The organism is Gellertiella sp. DMC107 (genome assembly GCF_056313605.1).
In genome coordinates this window covers 444,326-468,897 of sequence record NZ_JBQUZZ010000003.1, presented here as the reverse complement: position 1 = coordinate 468,897, position 24,572 = coordinate 444,326, and the positions used below count along the sequence as shown (strand labels likewise).

Genomic DNA, 24,572 nt, shown 5'->3' with positions numbered 1-24,572 from the left:
GCATGAACCAAGAGGTCATGAATCTTTTCAATCCGCAGATGCCTGCGCAGACCTTCGATTCCATCCGGATCTCGATTGCGTCGCCGGAGAAGATTCTCTCCTGGTCTTACGGCGAGATCAAGAAGCCGGAGACGATCAACTATCGCACGTTCAAGCCGGAACGCGATGGTCTGTTCTGCGCGCGCATTTTCGGGCCGATCAAGGACTACGAATGCCTGTGCGGCAAGTACAAGCGCATGAAGTACAAGGGCATCATCTGCGAAAAGTGCGGCGTTGAAGTCACGCTGTCGCGCGTTCGCCGTGAGCGCATGGGCCATATCGAGCTCGCAGCGCCGGTTGCCCATATCTGGTTCCTGAAGTCGCTTCCCTCGCGCATCTCGACCCTGCTCGACATGACGCTGAAGGATGTCGAACGCGTTCTCTATTTCGAGAACTACATCGTGACCGAGCCGGGCCTCACCTCGCTCAAGGAAAACCAGCTACTCTCGGAAGAAGAGTATATGCTGGCCGTCGACGAGTTTGGTGAAGACCAGTTCACCGCCATGATCGGCGCCGAAGCGATCTACGAGATGCTGGCCAGCATGAACCTCGAGAAGATCGCCGGCGACCTGCGCGTCGAGCTTGCTGAGACCACCTCGGATCTCAAGCAGAAGAAGCTGATGAAGCGCCTGAAGATCGTCGAGAACTTCATCGAATCCGGCAACCGCCCGGAATGGATGATCATGAAGGTCGTCCCCGTGATCCCGCCGGACCTGCGCCCGCTGGTTCCCCTGGATGGCGGTCGTTTCGCGACCTCCGACCTGAACGATCTCTATCGTCGCGTGATCAACCGTAACAACCGCCTGAAGCGCCTGATCGAACTGCGCGCGCCGGGCATCATCATCCGCAACGAAAAGCGCATGCTCCAGGAATCCGTGGACGCGCTCTTCGACAACGGCCGCCGCGGCCGCGTCATCACCGGCGCCAACAAGCGTCCGCTGAAGTCGCTTTCCGACATGCTGAAGGGCAAGCAGGGCCGCTTCCGTCAGAACCTGCTCGGCAAGCGCGTCGACTATTCCGGCCGTTCGGTCATCGTGACCGGTCCGGAACTGAAGCTGCACCAGTGCGGTCTTCCGAAGAAGATGGCGCTGGAACTCTTCAAGCCGTTCATCTACGCCCGCCTCGACGCGAAGGGTTATTCCTCGACCGTCAAGCAGGCCAAGAAGCTGGTTGAAAAGGAAAAGCCGGAAGTCTGGGATATCCTCGACGAGGTCATCCGCGAGCATCCGGTTCTCCTGAACCGCGCGCCGACGCTGCACCGCCTGGGCATCCAGGCCTTCGAACCGATCCTGGTCGAAGGCAAGGCCATCCAGCTGCATCCGCTCGTCTGCACCGCCTTCAACGCCGACTTCGACGGCGACCAGATGGCCGTTCACGTGCCGCTGTCGCTCGAAGCCCAGCTCGAAGCCCGCGTGCTGATGATGTCGACCAACAACATCCTGCATCCGGCCAACGGCGCGCCGATCATCGTGCCCTCGCAGGACATGGTTCTCGGCCTCTATTATCTCTCGATCCTGAACCAGAACGAGCCGGGCGAAGGCATGGCCTTCTCCGATATCGGCGAGCTGCATCACGCCCTTGAAAACAAGGTCGTGACCCTGCACTCGAAGATCCGTGGCCGCTTCAAGACCGTGGATGCCGATGGCAATGCGGTTTCGAAGATCTATGAAACCACGCCGGGCCGTATGCTCATCGGCGAACTTCTGCCCAAGAACGTCAACGTCCCCTTCGACACCTGCAACCAGGAAATGACCAAGAAGAACATCTCCAAGATGATCGACACGGTCTACCGTCACTGCGGCCAGAAGGACACGGTCATTTTCTGCGACCGCATCATGCAGCTCGGCTTCGCCCATGCCTGCCGCGCCGGCATTTCGTTCGGCAAGGACGACATGGTCATTCCGAACACCAAGGCCAAGATCGTCGGCGACACCGAAGCCCTGGTGAAGGAATACGAACAGCAGTACAACGACGGTCTGATCACCCAGGGTGAGAAGTACAACAAGGTCGTCGATGCCTGGGGCAAGGCCACCGAAAAGGTTGCCGAAGAAATGATGGCCCGCATCAAGGCCGTCGAATTCGACGACAATGGCCGTCAGAAGCCGATGAACTCGATCTACATGATGTCCCACTCCGGTGCCCGTGGTTCGCCGAACCAGATGCGCCAGCTGGGCGGCATGCGTGGCCTGATGGCCAAGCCGTCGGGTGAAATCATCGAGACCCCGATCATCTCGAACTTCAAGGAAGGCCTGACCGTGAACGAGTACTTCAACTCGACGCACGGCGCCCGTAAGGGTCTCGCAGACACCGCCCTGAAGACCGCGAACTCGGGCTACCTGACCCGCCGTCTCGTCGACGTGGCACAGGATTGCATTGTGACGCACGTGGATTGCGGCACCGATACCGGCCTCACCATGACCGCCATCGTCGATGCCGGTCAGGTCGTTGCCTCGCTCGGCGCCCGTATCCTCGGTCGTACGGCTCTCGATGACATCGACAACCCGCTGACCGGCGAACGGATCGTCGATGCGGGCCAGATGATCCTCGAGCCCCACGTGATCGATATCGAGAAGTGCGGCATTCAGTCTGTCCGCATCCGTTCTGCTCTGACCTGCGAGATCCAGACCGGCGTTTGCGGCGTCTGCTACGGCCGCGACCTGGCCCGTGGTACGCCCGTCAACATCGGTGAAGCTGTGGGCGTCATCGCCGCACAGTCGATCGGTGAACCGGGGACCCAGCTCACCATGCGTACCTTCCACCTGGGTGGTACCGCGACGGTGGTTGACCAGTCGTTCCTCGAAGCGTCGTATGAAGGCACGGTGCTGATCAAGAACCGCAACATGCTGCGCAACTCCGATGGTAACCTGGTTGCCATGGGCCGCAACATGGCTGTCACGATCCTGGACGAACGTGGCGTTGAGCGGTCTTCGCAGCGTGTGGCCTACGGTTCGAAGGTCTTCGTGGATGACGGCGACAGGGTGAAGCGCGGTCAGCGTCTCGCCGAGTGGGACCCCTATACCCGCCCGATGATGACGGAAGTCGCCGGTACGGCTCAGTTCGAGGACGTCGTGGACGGTATCTCGGTTCTGGAATCCACCGACGAATCCACCGGTATCACCAAGCGTCAGGTTATCGATTGGCGTTCGACCCCCCGTGGTCAGGACCTCAAGCCGGCCATCGTCCTCAAGGATGCCAGCGGCAACATCGTCAAGCTGCCCCGTGGCGGCGATGCTCGCTACATGCTTTCCGTGGATGCCATCCTCTCGGTCGAACCGGGTACGAAGGTATCCCAGGGCGACGTGCTGGCCCGTGTTCCGCTGGAAAGCGCCAAGACCAAGGACATCACCGGTGGTCTGCCGCGCGTGGCAGAACTGTTCGAAGCGCGCCGTCCGAAGGATCATGCGATCATCGCCGAAATCGATGGTACGATCCGCTTCGGCCGCGACTACAAGAACAAGCGCCGCGTGATCATCGAGCCGGCTGAAGATGGCGTCGAGCCCGTCGAATATCTCATCCCGAAGGGCAAGCCCTTCCACTTGCAGGATGGCGATTACATCGAAAAGGGCGACTACATCCTCGACGGCAACCCGGCACCGCATGACATTCTGGCGATCAAGGGCGTGGAGGCACTCGCTTCCTACCTCGTGAACGAAATCCAGGAAGTCTATCGTCTGCAGGGCGTGGTCATCAACGACAAGCACATCGAAGTGATCGTCCGCCAGATGCTCCAGAAGGTGGAAATCACCGATGCGGGCGACTCTCAGTACATCGTCGGTGACAATGTCGACCGCATCGAGCTGGAAGACGTGAATGACCAGTTGATCGAAGTAGGCAAGAAGCCGGCTTCGGGCGATCCGGTTCTTCTCGGCATCACCAAGGCCTCGCTGCAGACCCCGTCCTTCATCTCGGCGGCTTCCTTCCAGGAAACCACCAAGGTGCTCACGGAAGCAGCGATTGCCGGCAAGACCGACACGCTGCAGGGCCTCAAGGAAAACGTCATCGTCGGCCGCCTTATCCCGGCCGGTACCGGTGGAACCATGACCCAGATCCGCCGTATTGCGACCCAGCGCGACGAGCTCATCCTCGAAGAGCGCCGCAACACGACTGGTGCAGGCGTGGCGACCCCGATGCTCCAGGAGCTCAACGAGCAGCCGGCAGCCGAATAAGCCGCCAGCGGTTCACGGAAAAAAGAAAATGCCCGGTGATGAGCCGGGCATTTTTGCGTCCGTATCAATATATGAAGAGAGAGCAGGTGAGGGCAGGGGCTTATGCCCGTGCCCGCCTAGCGGAACCGGATGATGGAGACCTCTCCTGTTAGCGCGCCCTTGTAGGCCGAGGCGTGCGGCTCTTCCTCCGGGATCTCGGTCAGCGAGCCGATCTGATCCAGATCCGCCTCTGCAAAGCCTTCCTCGGAAAGAGCGTTCAGCGTCTCGCGTACGGCGGTGTCGTCATCGGGTGCGGTCAGGAGAACATGGATCGGCGTGCCTTCCGTGTCGTTTTCTTCGTAGGCACGGCCGATGACGATGAACACCATCGGGCCTTCATTGAAGTTATCGTTGTCTGGTGAGGTAATCATCGAATTTTCCCGGGAATAGAGCGTTTGGTGTCTGGAGAACCGGGCAGGGCGCCGATAGGCTGCTGCCGGCAGGTGAGGACCAACGAACCGCGCAAACAGGCGGAACGGTCGGTGATTCTGGCAAAGGCGGCGGAGGTACGAAGATTCTCCCGTCGCCGGACCGGAGTTGACGATTCTTTAACCCGTTTTCGACCAAATGCCCATGCATATGACGCGGGGCTTTCGAATTTCACCCGCCAAAGGGGCGCAAAGCCCCCAAAACCGGCCGTTCCCGGGCCCTTCCCATAAGATAATTGCACACGACCCTTGACGCGGACGACCTAAAACAGTAGTACGCCGGTCATCGGAGCCCATGTGAGGCTGGCTGATCCGGAACGACACGGTCTGGACTTCGCCTCAAACAAGGTTCTTATACGCACGTTGAAGACACGAATGCTGCACGCACGACGCGGGAATACTGCGTCCTCTGCCTTTTGTGGTCCATCCGTAACAAGCGGATAGGGCCACGTTTTGCGCATGAGGACATCGTGTGAGCCACCGCCGGAAACGGCAGACAGAATTGCCCGTAAGGGTGCCGATTTAGATTTGCAAGGGATGGTTATATGCCTACCGTAAACCAGCTGATCCGCAAGCCGCGTCAGGCACAGGTAAAGCGCAACAAGGTTCCTGCCCTGCAGGAGAACCCGCAGAAGCGCGGCGTTTGCACCCGCGTTTACACGACGACCCCGAAGAAGCCGAACTCGGCACTTCGTAAGGTTGCCAAGATCCGCCTCACCAATGGCTTCGAAGTCATCGGTTACATCCCCGGCGAAGGTCACAACCTTCAGGAACACTCCGTCGTCATGATCCGTGGCGGCCGCGTGAAGGACCTTCCGGGTGTGCGTTACCACATCATCCGCGGCGTTCTCGACACCCAGGGCGTCAAGAACCGCAAGCAGCGCCGCTCCAAGTACGGCGCAAAGCGTCCGAAGTAATTCGCATTCGAGCACCGGGCGCTAGAATGGACGCGCCCGCCAATGCAACCCAAGTTTTGAGAGACAAAGAATGTCCCGTCGTCACAGTGCAGAAAAGCGTGAGATCAACCCGGATCCGAAGTTCGGTGATCTGGTCGTCACCAAGTTCATGAATGCCATCATGCTTCATGGCAAGAAGTCGGTAGCCGAAAGCATCGTCTACGGTGCGTTCGACGCCGTCCAGGCCAAGATGAAGCAGGAGCCGATCACGGTATTCCATCAGGCTCTCGACAACATCGCTCCGCATGTCGAAGTGCGTTCGCGCCGCGTTGGTGGTGCAACCTACCAGGTTCCGGTCGATGTCCGCCCCGAGCGCCGTCAGGCTCTCGCAATCCGCTGGCTGATCGCCGCTGCCCGCAAGCGTAACGAGACGACCATGGTTGAGCGCCTGTGCGGCGAACTCATGGACGCCGCGAACAACCGTGGCAGCGCCGTGAAGAAGCGCGAAGACACGCACAAGATGGCTGATGCCAACCGTGCGTTCTCGCACTATCGCTGGTAATCGACGAACCCTTCCAAGAGGCAGCTCCCAATGGCTCGCGAATATAAAATCGAAGACTACCGCAATTTCGGTATCATGGCGCATATCGACGCTGGCAAGACCACGACGACCGAGCGCATCCTGTATTACACCGGCAAGTCCCATAAGATCGGCGAAGTCCATGACGGCGCTGCGACCATGGACTGGATGGAGCAGGAGCAGGAACGCGGCATCACCATCACGTCTGCTGCCACCACGACCTTCTGGAAGGGCCGTGACGGCAAGATGCGCCGCTTCAACATCATCGACACCCCCGGCCACGTGGACTTCACCATCGAAGTCGAACGTTCGCTGCGCGTGCTCGACGGTGCCATCGCTCTCCTCGACGCCAATGCCGGCGTTGAGCCGCAGACGGAAACCGTATGGCGCCAGGCCGAGAAGTACCATGTTCCGCGCATGATCTTCTGCAACAAGATGGACAAGACCGGCGCCGACTTCTACCGCTCGGTCGAGATGATCAAGTCGCGCCTCGGTGCGATCCCGGTTGTCTGCCAGCTGCCGATCGGCGCTGAAAGCGACTTCAAGGGCGTCGTCGACCTGATCGAGATGAACGCTCTCGTCTGGCGCGATGAATCGCTCGGCGCCCAGTGGGATGTCGTTGAGATCCCGGAAGACATGAAGGCTGATGCCGAAAAGTGGCGTGAGCTGATGATCGAAACCGCCGTCGAAGCTGACGAAGCTGCGATGGAAGCCTATCTCGAAGGCGTCTATCCGGACAACGAACAGCTCCGCGCTCTGATCCGCAAGGGCACCATCGAGGTGAAGTTCCACCCGATGTTCTGCGGCACCGCCTTCAAGAACAAGGGCGTTCAGCCGCTGCTCGACGCCGTGGTCGACTTCCTGCCGTCGCCGGTCGATATTCCGGCGATCAAGGGTATCGACGTGAAGACCGAAGCTGAAACCGAGCGTAAGGCATCTGACGATGAGCCGCTCGCCATGCTCGCCTTCAAGATCATGAACGACCCCTTCGTCGGTTCGCTCACCTTCGCCCGTATCTACTCCGGCAAGCTCGAAAAGGGCACGTCGGTCATGAACACGGTCAAGGAAAAGCGTGAGCGCGTCGGCCGCATGCTGCAGATGCACTCCAACTCCCGTGAAGACATCGAAGAAGCCTTTGCTGGCGACATCGTTGCTCTCGCCGGCCTCAAGGAAACCACCACCGGCGACACGCTCTGCGATCCGCTGAAGCAGGTTATCCTGGAACGCATGGAATTCCCCGAGCCGGTCATCCAGATCGCCATCGAGCCGAAGTCCAAGGGCGACCAGGAAAAGATGGGCCTCGCGCTCAACCGTCTGGCTGCCGAAGATCCGTCCTTCCGCGTGAAGACCGACGAGGAATCCGGCCAGACCATCATCGCCGGCATGGGCGAACTTCACCTGGACATCCTGGTGGACCGCATGCGCCGCGAATTCAAGGTTGAAGCAACCGTCGGTGCGCCGCAGGTGGCTTACCGCGAAACCATCACCCGCTCTTGCGAAGAAGATTACACGCACAAGAAGCAGACCGGTGGTACCGGCCAGTTCGCTCGCGTCAAGATCATCTTCGAACCGAACGAAGAAGGCGAAGACTTCAAGTTCGAATCCAAGATTGTCGGTGGTTCGGTTCCGAAGGAATACATCCCGGGCGTCCAGAAGGGCATCGAAAGCGTTCTGTCTTCCGGTCCGCTCGCTGGCTTCCCGATGCTCGGCATCAAGGCAACCCTGATCGACGGCGCGTTCCACGACGTCGACTCCTCGGTTCTCGCCTTCGAAATCGCGTCCCGTGCATGCTTCCGTGAAGCCGCCAAGAAGGCGGGTGCACAGCTGCTCGAGCCGATGATGAAGGTGGAAGTCGTGACCCCGGAAGATTATGTCGGCGACGTCATCGGCGACCTGAACTCCCGTCGCGGCCAGATCCAGGGCCAGGAACAGCGCGGCATCGCGATCGTGATCAATGCTCACGTGCCGCTGGCAAACATGTTCAAGTACGTGGACAACCTGCGCTCCATGTCGCAGGGCCGTGCACAGTACACCATGATCTTCGACCACTATGCGCCGGTCCCCACGAACGTCGCTAACGAAATCCAGGCGAAGTACTCCGGTCAGAAGTGACCGGGGGCTTCGGCCTCACAAGAAACTGAAGTTTGACCCCCCTGGGGACTGAAACAAAACGGAGAGCCGAAAATGGCAAAGAGTAAGTTTGAGCGCACTAAGCCGCACGTTAACATCGGCACGATTGGCCACGTTGACCATGGCAAGACGTCGCTGACGGCAGCGATCACGAAGTATTTCGGTGAATTCAAGGCCTACGACCAGATCGACGCCGCACCGGAAGAGAAGGCCCGTGGGATCACCATCTCGACGGCCCACGTGGAATACGAGACGGCCAACCGTCACTATGCGCACGTTGACTGCCCCGGCCACGCCGACTACGTCAAGAACATGATCACCGGTGCTGCCCAGATGGACGGCGCGATCCTGGTTTGCTCGGCTGCCGACGGCCCGATGCCGCAGACCCGCGAGCACATCCTGCTCGCCCGTCAGGTTGGCGTTCCGGCAATCGTGGTATTCCTGAACAAGGTCGACCAGGTTGACGACGCCGAGCTTCTCGAGCTCGTCGAGCTGGAAGTTCGTGAACTCCTGTCGTCCTACGACTTCCCCGGCGACGACATTCCGATCGTCAAGGGTTCGGCTCTGGCCGCTCTGGAAGACAGCAACAAGACGATCGGTGAAGACGCGATCCGTGAGCTGATGGCTCAGGTTGACGCCTACATCCCGACGCCTGAGCGTCCGATCGACCAGCCCTTCCTGATGCCGATCGAAGACGTGTTCTCGATCTCGGGCCGCGGCACCGTGGTGACCGGCCGCGTCGAGCGTGGCGTTGTGAAGGTTGGTGAGGAAATCGAAATCGTCGGCATCCGTCCGACGACGAAGACGACCTGCACGGGCGTTGAAATGTTCCGCAAGCTGCTCGATCAGGGCCAGGCTGGCGACAACATCGGCGCACTGCTTCGCGGTGTGAACCGTGACGGCGTCGAGCGCGGCCAGATTCTCTGCAAGCCGGGCTCGGTGAAGCCGCACAAGAAGTTCAAGGCCGAAGCCTACATCCTGACGAAGGAAGAAGGCGGCCGTCATACGCCGTTCTTCACGAACTACCGTCCGCAGTTCTACTTCCGTACGACTGACGTGACCGGCATCGTGACGCTTCCGGAAGGCACGGAAATGGTTATGCCTGGCGACAACGTGACCGTTGACGTCGAGCTGATCGTTCCGATCGCGATGGAAGAAAAGCTGCGCTTCGCTATCCGCGAAGGCGGCCGTACCGTCGGCGCAGGCATCGTTGCCTCCATCATCGAGTAATTGAACCGGACCGGTTTTTTGAAGCGGGGGCACTTGCCAAGGTGTCCCTGCATCTTTAGGGAAACCGGTCCAGTTAAACATAAGTTAATGTGTGCCTTATACGAGGGCACGCGGTAAACACGAGCAAGGACAAGTCGAATGAACGGCCAGAATATCCGCATCCGCCTGAAGGCGTTTGATCACCGGGTTCTCGATGCCTCCACGCGCGAAATCGTGTCGACGGCCAAGCGCACTGGTGCAAGCGTGCGCGGCCCGGTGCCGCTTCCGACCCGGATTGAGAAATTCACCGTGAACCGGTCGCCCCACGTCGACAAGAAGAGCCGCGAGCAGTTTGAGATGCGTACCCACAAGCGTCTTCTCGACATCGTTGATCCGACACCGCAGACGGTCGATGCGCTGATGAAGCTCGATCTGGCCGCCGGTGTCGACGTCGAAATCAAGCTTTAAGGCCAGGGCCTTAAGGGAAGGAATGAACCGATGCGTTCAGGTGTGATTGCACAGAAGGTGGGAATGACCCGCGTCTACAACGACGCTGGCGAGCATATCCCGGTAACAGTATTGCGCGTGGAGAACTGCCAGGTGGTAGCCCAGCGCACTCAAGACAAGAATGGCTATACCGCAGTTCAGCTCGGTGCAGGCCAGTCCAAGGTCAAGAACACGTCGAAGGCTCTCCGCGGTCACTTTGCGACCGCTTCCGTAGAGCCCAAGGCGAAGCTCGTTGAATTCCGTGTCTCGGAAGACAACCTGATCGACGTCGGCGCTGAGCTGACGGCTGCCCACTTCATCGCCGGCCAGCTGGTCGACGTCACGGGCACCTCGATCGGTAAGGGCTTTGCCGGCGCTATGAAGCGCCACAACTTCGGCGGTCTTCGTGCCACCCACGGCGTGTCGGTCTCGCACCGTTCGCATGGTTCGACTGGTAACAACCAGGATCCGGGCAAGGTCTGGAAGGGCAAGCGCATGGCTGGTCACATGGGCCAGACCCGCGTCACCACCCAGAACCTCGAAGTGGTATCCACCGATAGCGATCGTGGGCTCATCCTGGTGAAGGGCGCAGTGCCCGGCTCCAAGGGTTCCTGGATCGTTGTCCGTGACGCCGTGAAGTCGGGCACGCCGGAAGGCGCTCCGCGTCCGGCCGGCCTCCGCGCAGCAGCAGAATAAGGGAGCCGCACTATGGATCTCACCGTCAAGACCCTCGAGGGCAAGGACGCCGGTACGGTTTCCCTTTCGGACGCCATCTTCGGCCTCGAACCCCGTGAAGACATCCTCGCCCGTATGGTTCGTTGGCAGCTCGCCAAGAAGCAGCAGGGCACCCACAAGACCAAGAGCCGTTCGGAAGTTTCGCGCACCGGCGCGAAGATGTACAAGCAGAAGGGTACGGGCCGCGCCCGCCATCACTCCGCTCGTGCACCGCAGTTCCGCGGCGGCGGTCGTGCTCATGGCCCGGTTGTTCGCAGCCACGCCCATGACCTGCCCAAGAAGGTCCGCGCCCTGGCTCTTCGCCATGCGCTGTCCGCCAAGCTTCGCTCCGAAGGCCTGATCGTCGTCGATCAGCTGGTCGCTGCCGAAGCCAAGACCAAGGCCCTCGTGAACGCATTCGCTTCGCTGGGTCTCAACAATGCCCTTTTCATCGGTGGCGCCGAAGTTGACAGCAACTTCAAGCTCGCTGCCCAGAACATCCCGAATGTGAATGTTCTGCCGGTTCAGGGCATCAACGTTTACGACATCCTGCGTTGCGGCAAGCTCGTGCTTTCCAAGGCTGCGGTTGAAGCTCTGGAGGAGCGGTTCAAATGACTGATCTGCGTCACTACGATGTGATCGTATCCCCGTCGATCACGGAAAAGTCGACCCTGGTCTCCGAGCACAACCAGGTTGTCTTCAACGTTGCCAAGGGCGCAACGAAGCCGGAAATCAAGGCTGCCGTTGAAGCTCTCTTCGGTGTCAAGGTAACGGCCGTCAACACCCTTCTCCGCAAGGGCAAGACGAAGCGGTTCCGCGGCATCGCCGGCCGTCAGAGGGACGTCAAGAAGGCAATCGTTACGCTTGCCGAAGGACAGTCCATCGACGTGTCCACCGGACTCTAAGGGATTAAGAAAATGGCATTGAAAAATTTCAATCCGACCACGCCCAGCCAGCGCCAGCTGGTTATTGTGGACCGTTCCGGTCTCTACAAGGGCAAGCCGGTCAAGAAGCTGACCGAAGGTCTGACTTCGAAGGGCGGCCGCAACAACTACGGTCGCATCACCGTCCGCTTCCAGGGTGGTGGTCACAAGCGCACCTACCGTCTGGTGGATTTCAAGCGCCGCAAGTTCGACATCGAAGGCACCGTTGAACGCCTGGAATATGACCCGAACCGCACCGCTTACATCGCGTTGGTGAACTACGCTGACGGCGAACAGGCCTACATCCTCGCTCCTCAGCGTCTCGCTGCCGGCGACAAGGTCATCGCTTCGGACAAGGCTGTCGACGTCAAGCCCGGCAACACCATGCCGCTCGCTTACATCCCGGTCGGCTCCATCATCCACAATGTGGAAATGAAGCCGGGCAAGGGCGGTCAGATCGCCCGCTCCGCCGGTGCCTATGCGCAGCTCGTCGGTCGTGACCAGGGCATGGCAATCCTTCGCCTGAACTCGGGTGAACAGCGCCTGGTGCACGGCTCTTGCCTTGCTTCCATCGGTGCTGTATCGAACCCGGATCACGCCAACATCAACGACGGCAAGGCCGGTCGTTCCCGTTGGCGCGGCAAGCGTCCGCATGTTCGCGGCGTCGTCATGAACCCGGTTGACCACCCGCACGGCGGTGGTGAAGGCCGCACCTCCGGTGGCCGTCACCCGGTTACCCCGTGGGGCAAGCCGACCAAGGGCAAGCGTACCCGTTCGAACAAGTCTACCGACAAGTTCATCATGCGCTCGCGCCACCAGCGTAAGAAGTAAGAGAGGAAGTCTCCAATGGCTCGTTCAGTTTGGAAAGGTCCGTTTGTTGACGGCTATCTTCTCAAGAAGGCTGAGAAGGTTCGTGAAGGCGGTCGTGCGGAAGTGATCAAGATGTGGAGCCGTCGCTCCACGATCCTGCCGCAGTTCGTTGGCCTGACGTTCGGCGTCTACAACGGCAACAAACACGTCCCGGTCAGTGTCTCTGAGGACATGGTCGGTCACAAATTCGGTGAATTCGCTCCCACCCGTACCTACTACGGTCACGGCGCGGACAAGAAGGCGAAGAGGAAGTAACGATGGCCAAGGCTAAAGCCGAACGCCGGCTGAAGGACAACGAGGCGCAGGCAGTTGCGCGCACGATCCGTGTCAGCCCCCAGAAGCTCAACCTGCTTGCTGCGATGATTCGCGGCAAGAAGGTTGACCGGGCTCTCGCCGAGCTCGAATTCTCGCGCAAGCGCATTGCTGAAACGGTTCGCAAGACCCTTCAGTCCGCGATCGCCAATGCCGAGAACAACCATGATCTCGACGTCGACTCCCTGATCGTCGCCGAGGCCTATGTCGGCCGCTCCATCGTCATGAAGCGCTTCCATGCCCGCGGCCGTGGCCGTGCATCGCGCATCGAGAAGCCCTTCTCGCACCTGACGATCGTCGTCCGTGAAGTGGAAGCCAAAGGGGAGGCCGCATAATGGGTCAGAAAATCAATCCGATCGGCTTCCGCCTCGGCATCAACCGCACCTGGGATAGCCGCTGGTTCGCAGACAATGCGGAATACGGTCAGCTTCTTCATGAAGACCTGAAGATCCGCACCTACCTGATGAACGAGCTGAAGCAGGCCGGCATTGCAAAGGTCGTCATCGAGCGTCCGCACAAAAAGTGCCGCGTCACGATCCACTCGGCTCGTCCGGGTCTGATCATCGGCAAGAAGGGCGCAGACATCGAGAAGCTTCGCAAGAAGCTGTCCGAAATGACCAATTCCGAAACGCACCTCAACATCGTCGAAGTGCGCAAGCCGGAAGTAGACGCGACCCTCGTTGCCCAGGGCATCGCCCAGCAGCTCGAGCGCCGCGTGGCGTTCCGCCGTGCCATGAAGCGCGCCGTTCAGTCGGCCATGCGTCTCGGCGCAGAAGGCATCAAGATCACCTGCGCCGGCCGTCTCGGCGGTGCTGAAATCGCCCGTACGGAATGGTATCGCGAAGGCCGCGTTCCGCTTCACACGCTGCGCGCCGATATCGACTACGGCACGGCTGAAGCAGAAACCGCCTATGGTATCTGCGGTATCAAGGTCTGGATCTTCAAGGGTGAAATCCTTGAGCACGATCCGATGGCCTCCGAGCGCCGCGCCATGGAAGGCGATGCTCAGGGTCCGGCAAGCCGCGAACGTGGCGACCGCCGCCGCGACAACGCTTGATTAGCGCTGGCGAAAGATAAGTTCGGAGAAACAAGAAAATGTTGCAGCCAAAGCGTACCAAGTACCGCAAGCAGTTCAAGGGCCGCATCAAGGGTGTGGCCAAGGGCGGTTCCGACCTGGCTTTCGGCGAATTCGGCCTGAAGGCTCAGGAGCCGGATCGCGTGAATGCCCGCCAGATCGAAGCGGCTCGTCGTGCGATCACCCGTTACATGAAGCGTGCAGGCCGTGTATGGATCCGGGTATTCCCCGATGTTCCGGTCACCGCCAAGCCGACTGAAGTGCGTATGGGTAAGGGTAAGGGTTCGGTCGAATACTGGGCATGCAAGGTCAAGCCCGGCCGTATCATGTTCGAGATCGACGGCGTCAGCGAGGAAATCGCTCGTGAGGCTCTGCGTCTCGGCGCTGCCAAGCTCTCGGTCAAGACGCGCTTCGTACAGCGCATTGCAGAGTAAGGAATAAGCCCATGAAAGCCGCAGACGTTCGCGCCATGAGCGCCGACCAACTCAAGGACGAGCTTGCCAAGCTGAAGAAGGAGCAGTTCAACCTGCGCTTCCAGAAGGCGACCGGCCAGCTCGAAAAGTCCTCGCGCATCGAAGAAGTCCGTCGTGACATCGCGCGCGTAAAAACCATTGCCCGCCAGAAGGCGGCAGAAGCCAAGGCCTAAGGACCGAATAATATGCCTAAACGCATTCTGCAGGGCGTTGTCGTCAGCGACAAGAACGAAAAGACCGTCGTGGTCCGCGTTGAGCGTCGCTTCGCTCACCCGCTTCTTCAGAAGACTGTCCGTCGTTCGAAGAAGTACAAGGCGCATGACGAGAACAACCAGTGCAAGGTCGGCGATGTCGTATCCATTCAGGAATGCGCGCCGATCTCCAAGGACAAGTGCTGGACGGTGATCAACGTCCAGGCCTGAATTCAGCGGAAGTTTCAGCCGGCGCACTTGCACTTGGCTGAAATATCTGTATGAAGCACGGACTTAGAGCAAAGGACGCTCGGCAACGAGCGTTCTTTTGCTTTGAATGTAGCAAATAAGCCGGAACAGGGGGGCTTGCCCAACGTCCCGTCAGCCAAGACGGTGCGGCGGCTCGTCCCAACCGGTCCGGTAAACAACAAGAAGGCGACCTGATATGATTCAGATGCAAACAAACCTCGACGTGGCGGATAATTCCGGCGCACGTCGTGTCATGTGCATCAAGGTGCTGGGCGGTTCCAAGCGTAAGTATGCTTCCATCGGCGACATTATTGTCGTTTCCATCAAGGAAGCTATTCCGCGTGGCCGCGTGAAGAAGGGTGATGTGATGAAGGCGGTTGTCGTTCGCACCGCCAAGGACATCCGTCGTCCCGACGGCAGCGTCATCCGCTTCGATAACAACGCAGCAGTTCTTATCGACAACAAGAAAGAGCCGATCGGCACCCGTATCTTCGGACCGGTTCCGCGCGAACTCCGCGCCAAGAACCACATGAAGATCATTTCGCTGGCTCCGGAAGTACTCTAAGGGAGCGATGACGATGCAAAAGATTCGCAAGGGCGACAAGGTCGTCGTACTCACCGGCAAGGACAAGGGCCGCACCGGGGAAGTCATTCAGGTTATGCCGAAGGAAGATCGCGCCGTCGTACGCGGCGTCAATCTCGTCAAGCGCCATCAGCGCCAGACCCAGACGCAGGAAGCTGGCATTATCACCAAGGAAGCGTCGCTTCACCTGTCCAACCTCGCCATCCAGGACAAGGACGGCAAGCCGACTCGCGTTGGCTTCAAGGTTGTTGACGGCAAGAAGGTTCGCGTGGCCAAGCGTTCGGGAGAAGTGATCGATGGCTGAGGCAAAGTATGAGCCGCGGCTCAAGAAGGAATACGTATCCCGCATCCGCAAGGCCATGCAGGAGAAGTTCAGTTACGCCAACGAGATGATGATCCCGAAGATCGACAAGATCGTCATCAACATGGGCGTGGGCGAAGCAACGGCAGACTCCAAGAAGCCTACCATTGCCGCCGCTGACCTCGCAGCAATTGCCGGCCAGAAGCCGGTCATCACCCGTGCCCGCAATTCGATTGCAGGCTTCAAGGTGCGTGAAAACATGCCGATCGGCGCGAAGGTCACCCTGCGCGGCGCCCGCATGTACGAGTTCCTGGATCGCTTCGTGAACATCGCGCTTCCGCGCGTTCGCGACTTCCGCGGCCTGAACCCGAAGAGCTTTGACGGCCGTGGCAACTTCGCCATGGGCATCAAGGAGCACATTGTGTTCCCTGAAATCAACTACGACAAGGTTGATCAGATGTGGGGCATGGACATCATCGTTTGCACGACGGCAACCTCGGACGACGAAGCACGGGCTCTCCTGAAAGAGTTCAACTTCCCGTTCCGTCAGTAACCGTAACGACGAGCGTAGAAAAGGAACACCTCTATGGCGAAGACAAGCGCTATTGAAAAGAACAAGCGCCGCCGCAAGACGGTTGCCAACCAGGCTGCCAAGCGCGCTGCCCTGAAGGCAATCATTCAGAACCAGGCCCTCCCGATCGAAGACCGGTTCAAGGCAACCCTGAAGCTTGCAAGCCTGCCGCGCGACGGCTCCAAGACCCGCATTCGCAACCGTTGCGAAGTCACCGGTCGTCCGCGTGCATTCTATCGCAAGCTCCGCATGTCGCGTATCGCGCTGCGTGAGCTGGGCAACACCGGCAAGGTGCCGGGCGTCGTCAAGTCGAGCTGGTAAGGAGACGGGCACATGGCTATGACAGATCCTCTGGGCGATATGCTCACCCGCATCCGTAACGGCGTTGCTCGTCGCAAGTCGTCGGTATCCACGCCTGCCTCCAAGCTGCGTGCACGCGTTCTCGACGTGCTGCAGGCTGAAGGCTACATCCGCGGCTACACCCAGGTCGAATTCGGCAATGGCAAGTCCGAACTGCAGATCGAACTGAAGTACTACGAAGGTGCTTCGGTCATCCGCGAGATCGGCCGCGTCTCCAAGCCGGGCCGCCGGGTATACGTCTCGGTCAAGTCCATTCCGCAGGTCGCGAACGGCCTCGGCATCACCATCCTGTCGACTCCGAAGGGTGTGATGGCCGATCACCAGGCTCGCGAACAGAACGTCGGCGGCGAGGTTCTCTGCTCGGTCTTCTAAGATCGCGCAGGGTCCCCGCAAACAGATAGGGAATATATAATGTCTCGTATCGGTAAGAAGCCCGTTCCGGTTCCTGCAGGCGTCACCGCTGGCGTTGAAGGCCAGAAGGTGTCCGCCAAGGGCCCCAAGGGCGAACTGTTCTTCGTCGTCAACGATGAAGTGAAGGTTTCCATGGAAGGCAACGCTGTTGTTGTCGTTCCGGCAAACGACTCCAAGGATGCCCGGTCGAAGTGGGGCATGTCCCGCACGATGATCGAAAACATCTTCAAGGGCGTGAAGGACGGCTACGAGCGCAAGCTCGAAATCAACGGCGTCGGTTACCGCGCGGCCATGCAGGGCAAGAACCTGCAGCTGGCACTCGGTTTCAGCCACGACGTGGTCTACGAACCGCCGGTCGGCATCTCCATCGCTGTTCCGAAGCCGACTGAAATCATCGTCAGCGGCATCGACAAGCAGGTGGTCGGCCAGGTCGCCGCCGAGATCCGCGAATACCGCGGTCCGGAGCCCTACAAGGGCAAGGGCGTCAAGTATGCCGAAGAGCGGATTGTCCGCAAAGAAGGCAAGAAGAAGTAAGGATCACGCGAAATGGCTAGCAGGAAAGAAGCACTCGTTCGTCGTGCGAATCGCGTGCGCCGTCAGGTCAAAGCGGTGGCCAATGGCCGTCCGCGCCTGTCTGTTCATCGCTCGTCGAAGAACATCTATGTCCAGGTCATCGATGACGTGGCGGGCCGTACGCTCGCCGCTGCTTCGACCCTCGACGCAGGTCTGCGCAAGGAACTGAAGACCGGCGCCGACGTGGCAGCAGCTGCTGCCGTTGGCAAGCTGGTTGCCGAGCGCGCCGTTAAGGCCGGTGTGAAGGAAGTCGTGTTCGATCGCGGCGCCTTCATCTATCACGGCCGCATCAAGGCTCTGGCTGACGCTGCCCGCGAAGGCGGCCTCAGCTTCTGATTTCCGTACCGGCGCCTGCTTTTGGGCGTGTCGCCGGAACGGATCGGGTTTCGGTCTCCTGAAGACAGACCCATTCATCGGGACCGTATCCACCTTCATGGGCGGATGCGGTCCTTAAACTCATCCATTGCACCCGGAAAAGAAAAAGGAAGAGGACAATGGCACAGAAGGAACGGGCGCCCCGCGAAGAGCGCCAGAACCGTGAAGAGCGCGACAGCGAGTTCGTCGACAAGCTGGTCGCGATCAACCGCGTCGCCAAGGTGGTAAAGGGCGGCCGTCGCTTCGGCTTCGCTGCTCTCGTCGTCGTCGGCGACCAGAAGGGCCGCGTTGGCTTCGGCCACGGCAAGGCACGTGAAGTGCCGGAAGCGATCCGCAAGGCAACGGAAGCTGCCAAGCGCGACATGATCTTCGTGCCGCTGCGCGAAGGCCGCACGCTGCATCACGACGTCAACGGCCGTCACGGCGCCGGCAAGGTTCTGCTGCGCTCCGCCAAGGCCGGTACCGGTATCATCGCCGGTGGTCCGATGCGCGCCGTATTCGAAACGCTCGGCATGCATGACGTGGTTGCCAAGTCGACCGGTTCGTCGAACCCCTACAACATGGTTCGCGCCACCTTCGACGCTCTGAAGCACCAGGTACATCCGAAGGACATCGCGGCACAGCGCGGCATCAAGTTTGCCACGCTCCAGGCTCGCCGCGCCGCCTCCGGCAATGCCTCCGAAGAGTAAGAGGAGATTGATCGATGGCTAAGAACGCAGGCAAGACTGTCACTGTTGAACAGATCGGCAGCCCGATTCGCCGTCCGGATGTACAGCGCCAGACGCTGATCGGTCTCGGACTGAACAAGATGCACCGTCGCCGCACGCTGGAAGATACCCCGGCAGTTCGCGGCATGATCCGCGCGGTCCAGCATCTCGTCCGCATCGTCGACGAGAAGTGAGCCGGAGGAGAGATCCATGAAACTGAATGAAATCAAGGACAACGAAGGCTCCACCAAGAACCGCAAGCGCGTTGGTCGCGGTATCGGTTCTGGCAAGGGCAAGACCGGTGGTCGCGGCGTCAAGGGTCAGAAGGCTCGTTCGGGCGTTGCCATCAACGGCTTCGAAGGCGGCCAGATGCCCATCTACCGCCGTCTGCCGAAGCGCGGCTTCACCAACATCTTCGCTTCCGATTACGTCGAGGTTTCCCTCGGCCGTATCCAGGCTGCCGTTGATGCTGGCAAGCTCGATGCCAAGGCCACGGTCGACGCAGCCGCTCTCAAGGCTGCCGGTGTGATCCGTCGCGAGAAGGATGGCGTTCGCCTCCTGTCCGACGGCGAGCTGAAGGCAAAGCTGACCCTCGTCGTTGCTGGCGCTTCCAAGCCGACCGCCGAGAAGGTCGAAAAGGCCGGCGGCTCCCTGCAGCTGCTCGCCCAGCCGGCTGCTGCCGAATAAGTTTGTCAAACAACCGCCCGGGGTGCTTCACACCGGGCGGTTTTGCTCCCATATGTGAGCCTCACTGTCCGGACAGGGAATCGCTTCAGGTGATCCGCCGGACGCTTATGGAAAACGAGGGTGAGGCACGCGATCCAGAAAACGCGATACGCCCGCCGCCGAATTCCTAAACGATTTAATTTTCTCCGGGTGAGGCCCGGTGCTCCCAAGACCGGGCGCCAGCTTCCACCGGATGGGTTGTGCGGAGATATGCATGGCGTCTGCAGCGGAACAACTGGCTTCGAATCTCAATTTTTCGACCTTTGCCAAGGCCGAGGACCTCAAGAAGCGCCTCTGGTTCACCCTGCTGGCGCTGATTGTCTACCGTCTCGGTACCCATATCCCGCTTCCGGGACTGAATCCCGAGGCCTATGCCCACGCCTTCAAGGGCCAGTCGGGCGGCATTCTCGGGCTGTTCAACATGTTCTCGGGCGGCGCCGTACAGCGCATGGCAATCTTCGCGCTCGGCATCATGCCCTACATCTCTTCCTCGATCATCGTGCAGCTGATGACGTCGGTCGTCCCGGCGCTCGAGAATCTCAAGAAGGAAGGCGAACAGGGCCGCAAGATCATCAACCAGTACACCCGTTACGGCACCGTACTGCTCGGCGCGCTGCAGGCCTACGGCATCGCAGTGGGCCTCGAGAGCGCCGCCAACGTGGTAACCGATCCTGGCCTGTTCTTCCGCATCTCGACCGTGATCTCGCTTCTCGGCGGCACCATGTTCCTGATGTGGCTCGGTGAGCAGATCACCTCGCGCGGCATCGGCAACGGCACCTCGCTGATCATTTTCGCCGGTATTGCGGCTGGCCTGCCAACCGCTCTTGCCGGTACGCTGGAGCTCGGTCGCACCGGGGCTCTGTCCACCGGTCTGATTCTGACCGTTCTGGTCGTTGCGATTGCCGTTATTGCGCTGATCGTTTTCGTCGAGCGTGCGCAGCGCCGCCTTCTGATCCAGTATCCGAAGCGTCAGATCGGCAATGGCATGTCGCGGGGCGAATCGTCCCACCTGCCGCTCAAGCTCAACACCTCTGGCGTCATCCCGGCCATCTTCGCATCGTCGCTGCTGCTGCTGCCGGGCACCATCGCAGGCTTCTCGCATAACCAGAACCTTCCCGAATGGGCCACCATGGTCATTGCATCGCTCGGCCACGGCCGTCCGGTCTACATGGTGCTGTACGGTCTTCTGATTGCGTTCTTCGCCTTCTTCTACACGGCCATCGTCTTCAATCCGAAAGATACGGCCGATAACCTGAAGAAGCATGGCGGCTTCATCCCCGGCATTCGTCCCGGCGAACGCACGGCGGAATATCTCGACTACGTGCTCACCCGCATCACCGTGGTCGGCGCGATCTACCTCGTCATCGTCTGCATTCTTCCCGAAATTCTTGTTTCCCAGACGGGTATCCCATTAGCCCTTGGTGGTACGTCGCTTTTGATTGTTGTCAGCGTCACCCTCGATACGGTAGCACAGATTCAGGGACACCTGATTGCGCAGCAATATGAGGGCCTGATCAAGAAGAGCAAGCTCCGTGGAGGGAAGAGGGGACGATGAGACTTATTCTTTTAGGACCGCCGGGCGCGGGCAAGGGAACCCAGGCCCAGCGGATCGTCGAGAACTACGGCATTCCGCAGCTTTCGACAGGCGACATGCTGCGCGCAGCCGTGGCAGCCGGTACGGATGTCGGCAAGCGCGCGAAGGCAGTGATGGATGCGGGCAAGCTCGTCTCCGACGATATCGTCATCGACATCGTCTCGGAGCGGATCGATCAGCCTGACTGCGCTAACGGTTTCATTCTGGATGGCTTCCCCCGCACGCTGGTGCAGGCGGATGCGACCGAGTCGATGCTGAACTCCAAAGGCATCGAACTCGACGTGGTGATCGAACTGCAGGTGAACGACTCGGTGCTCGTGGATCGCGTATCCGGTCGCTACACCTGCGCCAAGTGCGGCGCTGGTTATCACGACCATAACCACAAGCCGAAGGTCTCTGGCGTCTGTGACAAGTGCGGCTCGACCGAGTTCAAGCGCCGTCCGGACGACAATGCCGAGACGATGACGACGCGCCTGCAGGCCTATTACAAGGAAACGTCCCCTCTGATTGGCTATTACTATGCCAAGAAGAAGCTCAAGTCGGTGGATGGCATGGCTGACATCGGCGACGTTTCGACCGCTATCGATACGATTCTTTCCGCATACAAGCGGTGAGTTGAGCCGGGGAGGGGCTCAGGCTGCTCCCGGCACCGGCCTTTGTCGGGCCCTGGCACCCGCAAACCGGGGCTTCGGGCAATAATTATGGCGGCACTGGTTGCTTTTTGCAGCCGATTCCGTTAAAGACCGCGCCAACTCGCAACATCAGGCGAACGGCGCGGATCAAGAAATGTCCGGGTCCGGTCGCATTCGCGTGTTCGAACCCTTAGAGATAAACAAGCGGCCTGGCCGCATAACGAAGCACCTAGCGCCTGAAGGCGTGAGGGAACGCAAGGAGAATAGGCGTGGCACGTATCGCTGGCGTCAACATCCCGACCGCGAAGCGCGTAGTAATTGCGCTGACCTACATTCACGGGATCGGTCCGAAGTTTGCACAGGAAATCTGCGAGAAGGTCGGTATTCCGGCCGAGCGTCGCGTTCATCAGCTGACGGACGCCGAAGTCCTGCAGATCCGCGAAACCATCGACCGCGATTATCAGGTAGAGGGCGATCTGCGCCGCGAAACCTCGATGAACATCAAGCGTCTGATGGACCTCGGCTGCTACCGCGGCCTGCGTCATCGCCGTGGCCTTCCGGTCCGCGGTCAGCGCACGCATACCAATGCCCGCACCCGCAAGGGCCCGGCAAAGGCCATCGCAGGCAAGAAGAAGTAATTCAGTGAGTAGTTGAATAGTGAGTAGTGAGTAGGTGTCTACTTGCTGCTCACTTTCGCTGTTTGCTGCATGAAATGCTCCCGAAAGGGAGAGAAATGGAAGTGTCGGTCTTGAGCAGAGGGGCCGGGTCGGGGTGTGAGGCTGGTTAAGCTACTCACTACTCACTACTCACTACTCACTCACTTTCACTTCCGGTGTAGCCGCTGGTGTTACGGCGGTGAAGAGATCACTTGAAAGGAAGACCATGGCCAAGGAAGCCACCCGCGTCCGCCGTCGCGAGCGCAAAAACATCACCTCGGGCGTTGCTCACGTCAACTCCACCTTCAACAACACCATGATCACCATCACCGACGCGCAGGGCAATGCCATTGCCTGGTCGTCTGCCGGCTCGAAGGGCTTCAAGGGTTCGCGCAAGTCGACCCCGTTCGCTGCCCAGATCGCTGCTGAAGACGCTGCGAAGAAGGCCCAGGAACATGGCATGAAGTCGCTGGAAGTTGAAGTTTGCGGCCCGGGTTCCGGTCGTGAATCCGCTCTGCGCGCCCTTCAGGCTGCCGGCTTCATGATCACCTCGATCCGTGATGTGACCCCGATCCCGCACAACGGCTGCCGTCCGCGCAAGAAGCGCCGCGTCTGATCATCGTCCGTGGCGGGCGGATGGTCCCCGGGGATCGTCCGCCTCGCTTGTTTCATGCTCGGTCGTCACGATTGGATGGTGGCGGCGAACGGAAGGAAAAAACAATGATCCAGAAGAACTGGCAGGAACTGATCAAGCCGAACAAGGTGGAGTTCTCCTCCTCCGGCCGCACCAAGGCAACGCTCGTCGCCGAGCCCCTGGAGCGTGGCTTCGGCCTTACCCTCGGCAACGCGCTGCGTCGCGTGCTGCTTTCGTCGCTCCGCGGCGCTGCCGTCACCGCCGTCCAGATCGACGGCGTACTGCATGAGTTCTCGTCCATTCCGGGCGTTCGCGAAGACGTGACGGACATCGTCCTGAACATCAAGGAAATCGCGATCAAGATGGATGGCGACGATGCCAAGCGCATGGTTGTCCGCAAGCAGGGCCCCGGCACCGTCACCGCTGGTGATATCCAGACGGTTGGCGATATCGAGATCCTGAACCCGAACCACGTGATCTGCACGCTCGACGAGGGCGCGGAGATCCGTATGGAATTTACGGTCAACAATGGCAAGGGCTACGTGCCGGCCGAGCGTAACCGCTCGGAAGACGCGCCGATCGGCCTCATCCCGGTCGACAGCCTTTACTCGCCGGTCAAGAAAGTGTCCTACAAGGTGGAAAACACCCGTGAAGGCCAGGTTCTTGACTATGACAAGCTGACCATGACCATCGAAACCGATGGTTCTGTCACCGGTGAAGACGCGGTTGCCTTCGCAGCCCGCATCCTCCAGGACCAGCTCTCGGTCTTCGTCAACTTCGACGAACCGCAGAAGGAAGCCGTCGAGGAAGCTGTCACCGAGCTTGCCTTCAACCCGGCGCTCCTCAAGAAGGTGGACGAACTCGAACTCTCCGTTCGTTCGGCCAACTGCCTGAAGAACGACAACATCGTCTACATCGGCGACCTCATTCAGAAGACGGAAGCAGAAATGCTCCGCACTCCGAACTTCGGTCGCAAGTCGCTGAACGAAATCAAGGAAGTTCTCGCTTCCATGGGCCTGCACCTCGGCATGGAAGTGCCCGCATGGCCGCCCGAGAACATCGAAGATCTCGCCAAGCGCTACGAAGACCAGTATTAACCGTTATGCAGGCCCTGCCTGCGATCAAGGAGTAAAGCCATGCGCCACCAGAAAGCCGGCCGCAAGCTCAACCGCACTGCCAGCCACCGCAAGGCCATGTTCGCCAACATGGCTGCCTCGCTCATCACCCATGAGCAGATCGTGACCACCCTGCCGAAGGCAAAGGAAATCCGTCCGATCGTCGAAAAGCTCGTCACCCTCGGCAAGCGCGGCGACCTGCACGCTCGCCGTCAGGCGATCTCCCAGGTTCGCGACGCTGCTGTCGTCTCGAAGCTGTTCGACACCATTGCTTCCCGCTATGCGAACCGCAACGGCGGCTACCTTCGCATCATGAAGGCTGGCTTCCGTTTCGGCGACAACGCTGCAATGGCCGTCATCGAGTTCGTGGACCGCGACGTTGACGCCAAGGGCGCAGCCGACAAGGCCCGCGCTGAAGCAGAAGCTGCCGAAGCCGCCTGATAGGTCGCTTCCGTATTTGCCTATATGAGGAATAGGGCCAAGGTGCGTGCACCTTGGCCCTATTTCGTTTCCATGGATGGTCAGGCCGGACGAGCCCTCGATATGCCTTTGCC

The 24,572-nt window shown here is 59.9% G+C and carries 33 protein-coding genes; 32 read left to right on the top strand and 1 reads right to left on the bottom strand.

Going from position 1 to position 24,572, the window contains the following annotated elements:
- Positions 1-2: 2 nt before the first annotated feature.
- Positions 3-4,205, top strand: a complete 4,203-nt coding sequence (gene rpoC, locus ACT54B_RS12990) for a DNA-directed RNA polymerase subunit beta' (protein WP_476045382.1) — start codon at positions 3-5, stop codon at positions 4,203-4,205.
- 116 nt (positions 4,206-4,321) lie between these two features.
- On the opposite strand, the gene ACT54B_RS12985 is transcribed toward rpoC, so the two are convergent.
- Positions 4,322-4,615 carry a transcriptional regulator gene (locus ACT54B_RS12985; protein ID WP_476045381.1) on the bottom strand — a complete coding sequence of 98 codons (294 nt, stop codon included), beginning with the start codon at positions 4,613-4,615 and terminating at the stop codon, positions 4,322-4,324.
- A 602-nt stretch (positions 4,616-5,217) separates the two neighbouring features.
- Here ACT54B_RS12985 and rpsL point away from each other — a divergent pair.
- The 31 genes from rpsL to rplQ all read left to right on the top strand — a co-directional run bounded on the left by rpsL (position 5,218) and on the right by rplQ (position 24,459).
- The gene (gene rpsL, locus ACT54B_RS12980) at positions 5,218-5,589 is read left to right on the top strand and encodes a 30S ribosomal protein S12 (RefSeq protein WP_003507760.1); all 372 of its coding nucleotides are present in this window, start codon (positions 5,218-5,220) and stop codon (positions 5,587-5,589) included.
- 70 nt (positions 5,590-5,659) lie between these two features.
- The gene (rpsG, locus tag ACT54B_RS12975) at positions 5,660-6,130 is read left to right on the top strand and encodes a 30S ribosomal protein S7 (protein ID WP_476045380.1); all 471 of its coding nucleotides are present in this window, start codon (positions 5,660-5,662) and stop codon (positions 6,128-6,130) included.
- Positions 6,131-6,160: 30 nt separating this feature from the next.
- The gene (gene fusA, locus ACT54B_RS12970) at positions 6,161-8,260 is read left to right on the top strand and encodes an elongation factor G (RefSeq protein ID WP_476045378.1); all 2,100 of its coding nucleotides are present in this window, start codon (positions 6,161-6,163) and stop codon (positions 8,258-8,260) included.
- 72 nt (positions 8,261-8,332) lie between these two features.
- Positions 8,333-9,508 carry an elongation factor Tu gene (gene tuf, locus ACT54B_RS12965; protein WP_476045377.1) on the top strand — a complete coding sequence of 392 codons (1,176 nt, stop codon included), beginning with the start codon at positions 8,333-8,335 and terminating at the stop codon, positions 9,506-9,508.
- Positions 9,509-9,646: 138 nt separating this feature from the next.
- Positions 9,647-9,955 carry a 30S ribosomal protein S10 gene (gene rpsJ / locus ACT54B_RS12960; protein ID WP_006728688.1) on the top strand — a complete coding sequence of 103 codons (309 nt, stop codon included), beginning with the start codon at positions 9,647-9,649 and terminating at the stop codon, positions 9,953-9,955.
- 30 nt (positions 9,956-9,985) lie between these two features.
- Entirely contained in the window at positions 9,986-10,669 is a 684-nt protein-coding gene (gene rplC, locus ACT54B_RS12955) for a 50S ribosomal protein L3 (protein ID WP_476045375.1), read from the top strand.
- Between the two features lie 12 nt (positions 10,670-10,681).
- A complete protein-coding gene (gene rplD / locus ACT54B_RS12950; protein ID WP_476045374.1) occupies positions 10,682-11,302 on the top strand; it encodes a 50S ribosomal protein L4 in 621 nt (206 codons plus the stop codon).
- Positions 11,299-11,592 (top strand): 50S ribosomal protein L23, encoded by a 294-nt coding sequence (locus ACT54B_RS12945; protein WP_476045373.1) that lies wholly within the window; start codon positions 11,299-11,301, stop codon positions 11,590-11,592. Before rplD ends, ACT54B_RS12945 begins: the two co-directional genes overlap by 4 nt.
- A gap of 12 nt (positions 11,593-11,604) precedes the next feature.
- Entirely contained in the window at positions 11,605-12,441 is an 837-nt protein-coding gene (rplB, locus tag ACT54B_RS12940; RefSeq protein ID WP_476045372.1) for a 50S ribosomal protein L2, read from the top strand.
- 15 nt (positions 12,442-12,456) lie between these two features.
- The gene (gene rpsS / locus ACT54B_RS12935; RefSeq protein WP_476045370.1) at positions 12,457-12,735 is read left to right on the top strand and encodes a 30S ribosomal protein S19; all 279 of its coding nucleotides are present in this window, start codon (positions 12,457-12,459) and stop codon (positions 12,733-12,735) included.
- A 2-nt stretch (positions 12,736-12,737) separates the two neighbouring features.
- Positions 12,738-13,127 (top strand): 50S ribosomal protein L22, encoded by a 390-nt coding sequence (gene rplV / locus ACT54B_RS12930; protein ID WP_476045368.1) that lies wholly within the window; start codon positions 12,738-12,740, stop codon positions 13,125-13,127.
- Positions 13,127-13,849: a 30S ribosomal protein S3 gene (gene rpsC, locus ACT54B_RS12925; protein ID WP_476045367.1), complete on the top strand. Its 723-nt coding sequence runs from the start codon at positions 13,127-13,129 to the stop codon at positions 13,847-13,849. The genes rplV and rpsC overlap by 1 nt, the downstream gene beginning before the upstream one ends.
- A 38-nt stretch (positions 13,850-13,887) precedes the next feature.
- Positions 13,888-14,301 (top strand): 50S ribosomal protein L16, encoded by a 414-nt coding sequence (rplP, locus tag ACT54B_RS12920; RefSeq protein WP_183366352.1) that lies wholly within the window; start codon positions 13,888-13,890, stop codon positions 14,299-14,301.
- Between the two features lie 11 nt (positions 14,302-14,312).
- Complete coding sequence (gene rpmC, locus ACT54B_RS12915) at positions 14,313-14,513, top strand: 50S ribosomal protein L29 (RefSeq protein ID WP_476045365.1); 201 nt, start codon at positions 14,313-14,315, stop codon at positions 14,511-14,513.
- Positions 14,514-14,525: 12 nt separating this feature from the next.
- Entirely contained in the window at positions 14,526-14,762 is a 237-nt protein-coding gene (gene rpsQ, locus ACT54B_RS12910) for a 30S ribosomal protein S17 (RefSeq protein WP_183366350.1), read from the top strand.
- A 214-nt stretch (positions 14,763-14,976) separates the two neighbouring features.
- Positions 14,977-15,345, top strand: a complete 369-nt coding sequence (rplN, locus tag ACT54B_RS12905; protein ID WP_007770138.1) for a 50S ribosomal protein L14 — start codon at positions 14,977-14,979, stop codon at positions 15,343-15,345.
- Between the two features lie 13 nt (positions 15,346-15,358).
- Positions 15,359-15,667 carry a 50S ribosomal protein L24 gene (gene rplX, locus ACT54B_RS12900; RefSeq protein WP_476045363.1) on the top strand — a complete coding sequence of 103 codons (309 nt, stop codon included), beginning with the start codon at positions 15,359-15,361 and terminating at the stop codon, positions 15,665-15,667.
- Positions 15,660-16,217 carry a 50S ribosomal protein L5 gene (gene rplE / locus ACT54B_RS12895; protein ID WP_476045361.1) on the top strand — a complete coding sequence of 186 codons (558 nt, stop codon included), beginning with the start codon at positions 15,660-15,662 and terminating at the stop codon, positions 16,215-16,217. Before rplX ends, rplE begins: the two co-directional genes overlap by 8 nt.
- Positions 16,218-16,250: 33 nt before the next feature.
- Positions 16,251-16,556 carry a 30S ribosomal protein S14 gene (gene rpsN, locus ACT54B_RS12890; protein WP_476045359.1) on the top strand — a complete coding sequence of 102 codons (306 nt, stop codon included), beginning with the start codon at positions 16,251-16,253 and terminating at the stop codon, positions 16,554-16,556.
- A 12-nt stretch (positions 16,557-16,568) separates the two neighbouring features.
- Positions 16,569-16,967 (top strand): 30S ribosomal protein S8, encoded by a 399-nt coding sequence (gene rpsH, locus ACT54B_RS12885; RefSeq protein ID WP_476045358.1) that lies wholly within the window; start codon positions 16,569-16,571, stop codon positions 16,965-16,967.
- 39 nt (positions 16,968-17,006) lie between these two features.
- Positions 17,007-17,540 carry a 50S ribosomal protein L6 gene (gene rplF / locus ACT54B_RS12880; protein ID WP_476045357.1) on the top strand — a complete coding sequence of 178 codons (534 nt, stop codon included), beginning with the start codon at positions 17,007-17,009 and terminating at the stop codon, positions 17,538-17,540.
- Positions 17,541-17,552: 12 nt separating this feature from the next.
- Entirely contained in the window at positions 17,553-17,915 is a 363-nt protein-coding gene (rplR, locus tag ACT54B_RS12875; protein ID WP_476045355.1) for a 50S ribosomal protein L18, read from the top strand.
- Between the two features lie 158 nt (positions 17,916-18,073).
- Positions 18,074-18,643 (top strand): 30S ribosomal protein S5, encoded by a 570-nt coding sequence (gene rpsE, locus ACT54B_RS12870; RefSeq protein WP_476045353.1) that lies wholly within the window; start codon positions 18,074-18,076, stop codon positions 18,641-18,643.
- A 14-nt stretch (positions 18,644-18,657) separates the two neighbouring features.
- The gene (rpmD, locus tag ACT54B_RS12865; protein WP_476045352.1) at positions 18,658-18,855 is read left to right on the top strand and encodes a 50S ribosomal protein L30; all 198 of its coding nucleotides are present in this window, start codon (positions 18,658-18,660) and stop codon (positions 18,853-18,855) included.
- A gap of 16 nt (positions 18,856-18,871) precedes the next feature.
- Complete coding sequence (gene rplO, locus ACT54B_RS12860; protein WP_476045351.1) at positions 18,872-19,348, top strand: 50S ribosomal protein L15; 477 nt, start codon at positions 18,872-18,874, stop codon at positions 19,346-19,348.
- 253 nt (positions 19,349-19,601) lie between these two features.
- Entirely contained in the window at positions 19,602-20,942 is a 1,341-nt protein-coding gene (gene secY / locus ACT54B_RS12855) for a preprotein translocase subunit SecY (RefSeq protein WP_476045350.1), read from the top strand.
- A complete protein-coding gene (locus ACT54B_RS12850; protein ID WP_476045348.1) occupies positions 20,939-21,595 on the top strand; it encodes an adenylate kinase in 657 nt (218 codons plus the stop codon). Before secY ends, ACT54B_RS12850 begins: the two co-directional genes overlap by 4 nt.
- A 287-nt stretch (positions 21,596-21,882) precedes the next feature.
- A complete protein-coding gene (gene rpsM, locus ACT54B_RS12845; RefSeq protein WP_476045347.1) occupies positions 21,883-22,251 on the top strand; it encodes a 30S ribosomal protein S13 in 369 nt (122 codons plus the stop codon).
- A gap of 244 nt (positions 22,252-22,495) precedes the next feature.
- On the top strand, positions 22,496-22,885 hold the full coding sequence (rpsK, locus tag ACT54B_RS12840) for a 30S ribosomal protein S11 (protein WP_183366337.1): 390 nt from the start codon (positions 22,496-22,498) through the stop codon (positions 22,883-22,885).
- 104 nt (positions 22,886-22,989) lie between these two features.
- Positions 22,990-24,000 (top strand): DNA-directed RNA polymerase subunit alpha, encoded by a 1,011-nt coding sequence (locus tag ACT54B_RS12835; RefSeq protein ID WP_476045346.1) that lies wholly within the window; start codon positions 22,990-22,992, stop codon positions 23,998-24,000.
- A 39-nt stretch (positions 24,001-24,039) separates the two neighbouring features.
- Complete coding sequence (gene rplQ / locus ACT54B_RS12830) at positions 24,040-24,459, top strand: 50S ribosomal protein L17 (RefSeq protein WP_476045345.1); 420 nt, start codon at positions 24,040-24,042, stop codon at positions 24,457-24,459.
- Positions 24,460-24,572: the final 113 nt, after the last annotated feature.

Excerpts from the sequence above, each read along its gene's own strand:
- rpoC (WP_476045382.1), top strand. The coding sequence starts at position 3 with ATGAACCAAGAGGTCATGAATCTTTTCAATCCGCAGATGCCTGCGCAG.
- ACT54B_RS12985 (WP_476045381.1), bottom strand. The coding sequence starts at position 4,615 with ATGATTACCTCACCAGACAACGATAACTTCAATGAAGGCCCGATGGTG.
- rpsL (WP_003507760.1), top strand. The coding sequence starts at position 5,218 with ATGCCTACCGTAAACCAGCTGATCCGCAAGCCGCGTCAGGCACAGGTA.
- rpsG (WP_476045380.1), top strand. The coding sequence starts at position 5,660 with ATGTCCCGTCGTCACAGTGCAGAAAAGCGTGAGATCAACCCGGATCCG.
- fusA (WP_476045378.1), top strand. The coding sequence starts at position 6,161 with ATGGCTCGCGAATATAAAATCGAAGACTACCGCAATTTCGGTATCATG.
- tuf (WP_476045377.1), top strand. The coding sequence starts at position 8,333 with ATGGCAAAGAGTAAGTTTGAGCGCACTAAGCCGCACGTTAACATCGGC.
- rpsJ (WP_006728688.1), top strand. The coding sequence starts at position 9,647 with ATGAACGGCCAGAATATCCGCATCCGCCTGAAGGCGTTTGATCACCGG.
- rplC (WP_476045375.1), top strand. The coding sequence starts at position 9,986 with ATGCGTTCAGGTGTGATTGCACAGAAGGTGGGAATGACCCGCGTCTAC.
- rplD (WP_476045374.1), top strand. The coding sequence starts at position 10,682 with ATGGATCTCACCGTCAAGACCCTCGAGGGCAAGGACGCCGGTACGGTT.
- ACT54B_RS12945 (WP_476045373.1), top strand. The coding sequence starts at position 11,299 with ATGACTGATCTGCGTCACTACGATGTGATCGTATCCCCGTCGATCACG.
- rplB (WP_476045372.1), top strand. The coding sequence starts at position 11,605 with ATGGCATTGAAAAATTTCAATCCGACCACGCCCAGCCAGCGCCAGCTG.
- rpsS (WP_476045370.1), top strand. The coding sequence starts at position 12,457 with ATGGCTCGTTCAGTTTGGAAAGGTCCGTTTGTTGACGGCTATCTTCTC.
- rplV (WP_476045368.1), top strand. The coding sequence starts at position 12,738 with ATGGCCAAGGCTAAAGCCGAACGCCGGCTGAAGGACAACGAGGCGCAG.
- rpsC (WP_476045367.1), top strand. The coding sequence starts at position 13,127 with ATGGGTCAGAAAATCAATCCGATCGGCTTCCGCCTCGGCATCAACCGC.
- rplP (WP_183366352.1), top strand. The coding sequence starts at position 13,888 with ATGTTGCAGCCAAAGCGTACCAAGTACCGCAAGCAGTTCAAGGGCCGC.
- rpmC (WP_476045365.1), top strand. The coding sequence starts at position 14,313 with ATGAAAGCCGCAGACGTTCGCGCCATGAGCGCCGACCAACTCAAGGAC.
- rpsQ (WP_183366350.1), top strand. The coding sequence starts at position 14,526 with ATGCCTAAACGCATTCTGCAGGGCGTTGTCGTCAGCGACAAGAACGAA.
- rplN (WP_007770138.1), top strand. The coding sequence starts at position 14,977 with ATGATTCAGATGCAAACAAACCTCGACGTGGCGGATAATTCCGGCGCA.
- rplX (WP_476045363.1), top strand. The coding sequence starts at position 15,359 with ATGCAAAAGATTCGCAAGGGCGACAAGGTCGTCGTACTCACCGGCAAG.
- rplE (WP_476045361.1), top strand. The coding sequence starts at position 15,660 with ATGGCTGAGGCAAAGTATGAGCCGCGGCTCAAGAAGGAATACGTATCC.
- rpsN (WP_476045359.1), top strand. The coding sequence starts at position 16,251 with ATGGCGAAGACAAGCGCTATTGAAAAGAACAAGCGCCGCCGCAAGACG.
- rpsH (WP_476045358.1), top strand. The coding sequence starts at position 16,569 with ATGGCTATGACAGATCCTCTGGGCGATATGCTCACCCGCATCCGTAAC.
- rplF (WP_476045357.1), top strand. The coding sequence starts at position 17,007 with ATGTCTCGTATCGGTAAGAAGCCCGTTCCGGTTCCTGCAGGCGTCACC.
- rplR (WP_476045355.1), top strand. The coding sequence starts at position 17,553 with ATGGCTAGCAGGAAAGAAGCACTCGTTCGTCGTGCGAATCGCGTGCGC.
- rpsE (WP_476045353.1), top strand. The coding sequence starts at position 18,074 with ATGGCACAGAAGGAACGGGCGCCCCGCGAAGAGCGCCAGAACCGTGAA.
- rpmD (WP_476045352.1), top strand. The coding sequence starts at position 18,658 with ATGGCTAAGAACGCAGGCAAGACTGTCACTGTTGAACAGATCGGCAGC.
- rplO (WP_476045351.1), top strand. The coding sequence starts at position 18,872 with ATGAAACTGAATGAAATCAAGGACAACGAAGGCTCCACCAAGAACCGC.
- secY (WP_476045350.1), top strand. The coding sequence starts at position 19,602 with ATGGCGTCTGCAGCGGAACAACTGGCTTCGAATCTCAATTTTTCGACC.
- ACT54B_RS12850 (WP_476045348.1), top strand. The coding sequence starts at position 20,939 with ATGAGACTTATTCTTTTAGGACCGCCGGGCGCGGGCAAGGGAACCCAG.
- rpsK (WP_183366337.1), top strand. The coding sequence starts at position 22,496 with ATGGCCAAGGAAGCCACCCGCGTCCGCCGTCGCGAGCGCAAAAACATC.
- ACT54B_RS12835 (WP_476045346.1), top strand. The coding sequence starts at position 22,990 with ATGATCCAGAAGAACTGGCAGGAACTGATCAAGCCGAACAAGGTGGAG.
- rplQ (WP_476045345.1), top strand. The coding sequence starts at position 24,040 with ATGCGCCACCAGAAAGCCGGCCGCAAGCTCAACCGCACTGCCAGCCAC.